Genomic DNA, 7,478 nt, shown 5'->3' with positions numbered 1-7,478 from the left:
ATATTTGTTGCATAGCCTTGTTGTTTCAAGTTTGGTCATGATTGGTCAAATCGTATTATCAATTATGGCTGCATTTGCTTTTGTATTTTTAAATTTTCGGTTTAAAAAAATGATTTTTGTGCTGTTTCTCAGTACTATGATGTTGCCTTTCGAAGCACAAATTATTCCGAATTTTGTAACCATGCGTGATTTAAACTTACTCAATACGTATGCTTCAATTGGGTTACCGTTTCTAGCATCAGCATTTGGGACCTTCATGATCAAAACTAGTTTTGAACAAGTACCACTTGAATTAAGGGAGTTAAGTGACATTGAAGGATTAACTCAGTTTCAATTCGCGACACGTGTCGTTATCCCTTATACGAAAGTCAACATTGTCACTTTTGCCTTGTACAGTTTTTTAACGACTTGGAATATGTATCTATGGCCGTTGATTGCAACGACAAATGACAAAGTACGTACGGTACAAATTGGTTTGCGACAGCTTCGATCACAAGACACAGCGAGCAATTGGGGATTAATTATGGCAGCAACAATTGTTTCAGTTATTCCAACATTGTTAATTATATTATTAGGTCAAAAATATTTTAAAAAAGGTCTGACTAATGGTGTGATTAAATAAATTTTGATAGGTTATCTCGTAGTTTAGAAAATAAATCAAATGAAAAAGGAAAAATCTAATCATGTTACAAAAAATAGCAAAGTATACCGCCTTGACAACAATTGGATTATCTGCCATTATACCATTGACGCAGGTTAATGCAGACACGACCAGTCGTCAAGATATTGTTTTTTGGCACTCTATGACTGGACAAAATGCAACGGCTATCAACCGTGTTGTCGATGACTTTAATGCCTCTCAGACTAAATATAAAGTCATTCCTGAATTTCAAGGGCAGTATGTCGAAGCATTACCCAAATTTCTTTCCGTTGGTGGCACCAAGAAAGCACCTGATTTATTTCAATCTAACGAAATATCAACTAAACAATTATCAACATCAGGCATGATTGAGCCGATGCAGACGCTCATTAAAAAGTATGACTACAATACCAAAGATTTACGCAAAAACATTTTGAATTACTACACAATTGATGGCAAGCTTTACTCAATGCCTTTTAATTCAAGTGCGCCAGTGCTGTATTATAATAAGGATGCTTTCAAAAATGCTGGAATCGATAATCTACCACAAAGGCCAACATATGATCAAGTAACTGAGGCGGCCAAGAAGCTAAAGGAAAAAGCAGGCAAGGCCAGATTATCAATTTTACCTTATGGTTGGACTTTTGAAGAGTTATTGGCCAATCAAAAACAAACATTAGTGAATCATGGTAATGGTCGTACGAAAACTGCTACAAAGGCAACGTTTAACAATAAAGCTGGTAAGAACATACTGAACTGGATCAAAACAAATGCTGATGCAGGGACACTTGTTGATTATGGTACTGGCGCTAACGCCGGGGACACTGAATTATCAGCCTTTACATCAAATCAAATTGACATGTTTATTAATTCCTCTGCATCACTGGGTAATATTAAAAAAGACGCAAAGTTTAACGTTGGCGTAACTTACTTGCCAAATCCTAAAGGTGTGAAGTCAAATGGTGTTGTTATTGGTGGTGCAAGCATTTGGCTGTCAAAAGGTAAGTCAACCAAAGCACAGAAAGGATCCTTTGAATTTTTGAAATTCGCGACATCTGTCAAAGAGCAAGCGCAATGGTCAATTGATACAGGATACTTTGCTGTAAATAATAAATCTTATGATACAAAGACATTAACTGATGCCTTTAAAGAAACACCTATCTTGGCAGCGCCTGTGTCACAGTTAAAAGCAACGACAATCAATAAAGCGAGTGCAGGGGCTTTAATAACTGCAATGCCAAAAGAACGTATTAACACGCAAAATGCCATGGAAAACGTTATTAATGGTAAAGACGTTGATTCAGAATTGGCCAAAGCTGAAAAGCAAACCACTGCAGATATTAAAGCAGCTAATGAACAATCTGGCGAGTAACAGTTGAAAAATAGTGCTAAACCAAAAAACCAGTGACCGCTTTATACCGCGATCATTGGCTTTTTGATTTTATTCGACACGCTAATTTTATCAGATAAATCCTCAAATACTATATATCATGGGACTAACGAATCTGATATTGACGTTCGAAAATACTTTATATATCATTCAGTCGATTATGGTATAATGTATATATGACATACGAAATAGATAGAAATCAGCATTCAGTTTTTTCACTTCATTACCATCTTGTGATGGTTGTTAGACAACGTCGTGAGGTAATTGATCATACGGTTTCAGCCCGACTACAAGAGATTTTTGAACATATTAGCCCCAATTATGCCATCTCATTGCAAAATTGGTGTAGTGACACTGATTACGTTCATGTGCATTTCAAAGCTGAACCTAAAACAGAATTGAGTAAATTTATTAATGCCTACAAATCAGCAAGTTCGCGGTTAATAAAAAAAGAATTTATACATATGAAAGAAACTCTTTTTGAAGAAACATTTTGGTCACATTCATATGCGCTCATGTCTTCTGGCACATTATCTGATGAAATTATCAAAAACTATATTGCTACGCAGAGACACTAGGTTAAAAGTACGACTTGTTTAGGGCGTCATATAAAATTTCTATGTCATAGCTGTATTAGAAGAGCTCGTTAGCGACATTAAAATAATTATACGCTGGGGAAAACGTATAATGTCCAAACGATACGTTTGGTTGATAAGCTTCCCGTAAAAGCAAAATTCAAGGAGGATTTTAAATGAAGGCATACCGCAAGGGTATTGAAGAAACGATTGCAGCACACGCGGTGGATAGTCAAAAAGGGCTAGACGCAAAGCAAGTAGCTCATAACAGAGAAAAATTTGGTAGTAATAGTTTTGAAACAAAGAAAAAAGAACCGATTTGGCGCAAAATATTAATCAGTTTAAATGACGTTGCAACAATTATATTGTTAATTGCGGCAGTCATCTCTATTGTCTCAACTTACATAGAAGGCACTGGACACTATTTTGAAAGTTTGCTAATTGTTGGGATTGTTATTATTAATTCCATTTTAGCCATTGTTCAGGAAGGTAAAGCAGAAAACTCGTTAGCGGCTTTACAAAATTTGAATCGAACACAAGTTAAAGTGATGCGTGATGGTGAAACAGCACTAATTGATGCGGATGACGTTGTATTAGGCGATTTACTCATTATTGAGAACGGTAGTGCGATAGCAGCAGACGCACGGTTAATTGAAGCAATTGAATTACAGGCTGAAGAATCAGCATTAACTGGCGAAAGTTTGCCAGTTGAAAAAGATGCGCATGCAACATTTGACCCTGACGCACAAGTTAATTTGGGTGAACGTATCACCATGGTTTATCGTGGGACAACGATTGTTAATGGTCATGGTAAAGCAATTGTTACTGCTGTTGGTATGGAAACCGAAATGGGAACGATTGCTGGGTTATTGAGCAAAGAATCTAAAACAGCTTTGACGCCATTGCAACGACGATTAGTACAACTAGGAAAAAATATTTCATGGATTGCCATTGCCGCAGCAATTGTTGTGATGGGTCTTGGTCTCTCACAGGGAATGGATTTGAAGCATATTTTCTTAACGGCTGTTTCCTTAGCTGTGGCTGTGGTGCCTGAAACATTACCTGTTATTGTAACTATGACACTTGCTCTGGGTGTACAAAAAATGGCGCGTAAACACGCTATTGTACGCCGATTACCTGCTGTGGAAACATTGGGAACAACGAACGTTATTGCTTCAGATAAAACAGGTACTTTGACACAGAATCGTATGACAGTCCGTAAGGTTTGGCATAATGATAAAGATCATCTTAGCTTGATTGCTGATGGATTAGATGATCTGTCTCAAGACGTCTTGTCTTTAGCTACAATTTCAACTAATGTATCTGTCAAAACAGTTGATGGTGAAACAGTATATGATGGTTTGCCAACTGAAGTAGCGTTGGTTCGTGCGATGGCAGCTAAAAAGTCACGTGATGACTTACTAAGCATGTATCCATTAATTGATCAAATTCCTTTTAATTCAACTAAAAAGCGAATGACAACTGTTCATAAAAACCCTAATGGTGGCTATATTGCGATTACAAAAGGGGCGTTTGATGTCTTATTGCCCATGATTCAACATGGCAATAAGGATAAAGCGACAGCTATTAACACAACCTTTGGTCGTGAGGCATTACGTGTGTTGACTATTGCTCAGCGAACATTTACTGATATGCCGGAAAATCCAACTCAAGCCTTTTATGAGCAAGATATGACCTTGGTGGGATTAGTCGGTATTATTGATCCACCACGTGTTGAGTCTGCACCAGCTGTTGAAAAAGCACGACTGGCAGGTGTTAAGACAATCATGATCACAGGTGATCATGTAGAAACCGCCAGCGCCATAGCACGTGAAATTAATATTTTACAAGACGGCGATCAGACTATTACTGGTTCAGAATTAGCCAAATTATCTGATGAAGCGCTTGATCAGAATATTCAAAACTATTCAGTTTATGCACGTGTCACACCCACAGACAAAATTAGAATTATCAAATCATGGCAACGACAAGACGCGACTATCGCTATGACTGGTGACGGTGTTAATGATGCACCAGCACTTAAGGCTGCTGACGTTGGTATTTCAATGGGAGAGACTGGAACCGATGTTGCCCGTGATGCTTCGGATATTATTTTAACAGATGACAACTTTGCGACAATTGTTGATGCAATATCTGAAGGACGTGGCGTCTATATTAAAGTCCGTAAAACCATTAACTTTTTATTGAGTGCCAACATATCAGAAATTTTGGTTATCTTAATTGCAATGATTTTGGGATGGGGTTCGCCATTATTGCCAGTACATCTATTGTTTATTAACTTAGTTTCTGATGGCTTGCCAGGATTTGCTTTGAGTCGTGAACCGTTATTAACTAACGTTATGAATGAACCGCCAATGGCAAAAAATACGAGTTTATTTGCACACGGTCTTGCACGTCAAATTGCGATAAACGCCAGTTTGTTTGGTCTTGTAACATTAGCTGCTATTTGGATTGGTCAAAATGTTGTGCTAGGTGGTTTGACTGCTAATGCGGACATTAGCCAAACAATGGCTTTCATTGTATTATCACTCACATCTATTTTTCACGTCTTTAATATACGTTCAGAAAAATCATTATTTACGATCAAATACAGTGCTAATCCGTCATTGGTTAACATGGCTTTCTTAGCAACACTGATTACTTTGGCTGTCGCTTTGATACCATTGACACAATCACTATTTGGATTAACATTTATTTCACTCGGACATTGGGTAATTATTATTGGGTTATCTCTTGTACCAACAATTGTCATTGAGCTTTTGAAAGTAATACGACCAAATTTATTTAAAGTATAAGTAAACGAAACGCCTTGTCATTACGACAAGGCGTTTTTATGATGTGATTTTCCCATTAAACGAAGCATTTTCAATTTTTTCGACCGGTAGCAACGAGATATCACTAACTATTCTAAAGTGTTAACAAAGGTTTTTAAGTGAGAAACATGAGTCTTTTGTATAATCTAAATTATAGGTGTTGTTCAATCGTGGTGGTATAATTTAATAAATAGTAGGTTTATTTCACAGTGTTCTCGCAATATGTTAGGAGGTTCAACATGCGATTAAATGACAGTGAAATCCAAAAAGATATTTATAACTTAATCCTGAACCCTAATACCAGAGAATGGGAAAGACAGGCCTTGTTAAAAGTAAAAGATCGGCGTAAAGAAGTTAGTTTTAGTACGCAACTTGATGCATTCAAATCCGATTTACGACCTTTAGCACTTCGACATAGTTTGACGCCAGATGTCATGGACTTTTATTTGAAGGTTAGTGGGGAACCGCAACCAGATTCTTCTAGCAAGGTACTATTGCATGATAAAGTAGATCCACCTCACCAAGAGCGCGCTATTTTTGCAGGCGGCTGCTTCTGGTGTATGGTATCACCGTTTGATAAAAGGCCAGGTATCATAGCAGTTATTTCTGGTTATACTGGTGGCGAATTTGATAACCCAAATTATGATCAGGTTGTTGGACAATATACTGGACACGTAGAGGCAGTTGAAATATTGTTTGATAATCGCTTGATGACTTATCAAGAACTCGTCGATATTTACTGGCAGCTGATTGATCCAACAGATAACATGGGGCAAATTGATGATAGGGGCGAAAGTTATCGCCCTGTTATCTTTGTCAATAGCGATGAGCAGCGGCAGATAGCAGAACATTCAAGACAGGCAGTCATTGATTCTGAGGTTTATTCAAAGCCGATTGTTGTTGAAATTTCTGATGCGACACGATTTTGGCCTGCAGAAAATTTCCATCAAGATTTTTATAAGAAAAATCCGAGTCGTTATCGCAAAATAGAACGTACAAGGCACTTGTATTTATTTTTACAACATTCAAAAAATGCTATGCATCAACTATTTACAAAGTCAAAGGCGTGATTTTTACGGATAATGCCTGCCGCTTTTTAGAGTATAGCTTTTTGGGCTTACGATAAAGTGTAAGTGTGGTTGATAATTAAAAATGTCGCTAAACAAATTACGATGATTTAGTGGAGGTTAAAATTTCTATGCAATTACGCTCTGTACTTATTTTTCCAGAATTCACGGCAGTAGACAGCCAAAAGATAGCTACTATTCGACGACAATATGACACTTTATACAAGCACATCAGACCACATATTTCATTAGTATTTCCTTTTCTGAGTCAAGAAACTGACGAAGATATCAAAAATGCCGTTGAAACAATTATTAAGCATACGCAACCTTTTTCTATAACTTTAAGCACAGTGGGAGGCGATTTAACTAACGGTTATGTTTGGCTCAATGTTACGGAAGGTCAAGAGATAGTAGCAGCAATTCATGACAAGCTGTACGCCAACGCTCGTTTTAAACCCTTTTATCGGCGTGATATACCTTATCAACCACATATTACTATTGGTCAAGCAATGCCTCCAAATAAAGCACGCCAGCTCCGAAATAAGCTACAAATCGAGCAAATGTGTATTGATATTGCTCACATTGATCATATAGCCATTGAAACGATTTTACCAAACGATGATTCTGAGTTGATAGCTAATTTTAAATTATAATTGTTAACAAAGGACTGTTTTAGATGATGTATCTAAAATAGTTTAATCTGGAAGTAGGAAGTACAGTACAAAATTGCTTTTAATTTCCACAGATGTTACTTTTGATAATATATATTATGTAAACTAAATAACAAAAAAAGAAAATTTAGAATGTCAACCTTAAACTGTAAAGTTAAATTCACACTTTGCTTTGCCTCAACTTGTGATTATTATAGAGCGTGTAAAAAGTTATCAAATAAACTATATACATATTTGGGTTGATCTATCATAATATTGTGCCCTGCTGAAGCCAGCAACGTTACATTTGATTTTTCAGTAC

The 7,478-nt window shown here is 36.8% G+C and carries 6 protein-coding genes; all 6 read left to right on the top strand.

Features of this window, described 5'->3' with window-relative positions:
- Positions 1-622 (top strand): carbohydrate ABC transporter permease (locus JOD28_RS09630; RefSeq protein ID WP_204770556.1); only part of this gene is annotated, 622 nt, incomplete at its 5' end.
- A gap of 61 nt (positions 623-683) precedes the next feature.
- Positions 684-2,012, top strand: a complete 1,329-nt coding sequence (locus JOD28_RS09625) for an ABC transporter substrate-binding protein (protein ID WP_204770555.1) — start codon at positions 684-686, stop codon at positions 2,010-2,012.
- 194 nt (positions 2,013-2,206) lie between these two features.
- Positions 2,207-2,608 (top strand): IS200/IS605 family transposase, encoded by a 402-nt coding sequence (gene tnpA, locus JOD28_RS09620; protein WP_204770554.1) that lies wholly within the window; start codon positions 2,207-2,209, stop codon positions 2,606-2,608.
- 173 nt (positions 2,609-2,781) lie between these two features.
- Entirely contained in the window at positions 2,782-5,421 is a 2,640-nt protein-coding gene (locus JOD28_RS09615) for a cation-translocating P-type ATPase (RefSeq protein WP_204770553.1), read from the top strand.
- Positions 5,422-5,678: 257 nt separating this feature from the next.
- Positions 5,679-6,509, top strand: a complete 831-nt coding sequence (msrA, locus tag JOD28_RS09610) for a peptide-methionine (S)-S-oxide reductase MsrA (protein WP_204770552.1) — start codon at positions 5,679-5,681, stop codon at positions 6,507-6,509.
- Positions 6,510-6,637: 128 nt separating this feature from the next.
- Entirely contained in the window at positions 6,638-7,159 is a 522-nt protein-coding gene (locus JOD28_RS09605) for a 2'-5' RNA ligase family protein (RefSeq protein ID WP_204770551.1), read from the top strand.
- The last annotated feature ends 319 nt before the right edge of the window (positions 7,160-7,478 follow it).

Origin of the sequence: Leuconostoc rapi, assembly GCF_016908715.1 — a bacterium.
Lineage (GTDB): Bacteria > Bacillota > Bacilli > Lactobacillales > Lactobacillaceae > Leuconostoc > Leuconostoc rapi.
Note: the sequence above shows the minus strand (reverse complement) of the source record. Positions and strands in the feature narration are given on the sequence as shown.

Coding starts and splice junctions, on each gene's coding strand:
- JOD28_RS09625 (WP_204770555.1), top strand. CDS start 684: ATGTTACAAAAAATAGCAAAGTATACCGCCTTGACAACAATTGGATTA.
- tnpA (WP_204770554.1), top strand. CDS start 2,207: ATGACATACGAAATAGATAGAAATCAGCATTCAGTTTTTTCACTTCAT.
- JOD28_RS09615 (WP_204770553.1), top strand. CDS start 2,782: ATGAAGGCATACCGCAAGGGTATTGAAGAAACGATTGCAGCACACGCG.
- msrA (WP_204770552.1), top strand. CDS start 5,679: ATGCGATTAAATGACAGTGAAATCCAAAAAGATATTTATAACTTAATC.
- JOD28_RS09605 (WP_204770551.1), top strand. CDS start 6,638: ATGCAATTACGCTCTGTACTTATTTTTCCAGAATTCACGGCAGTAGAC.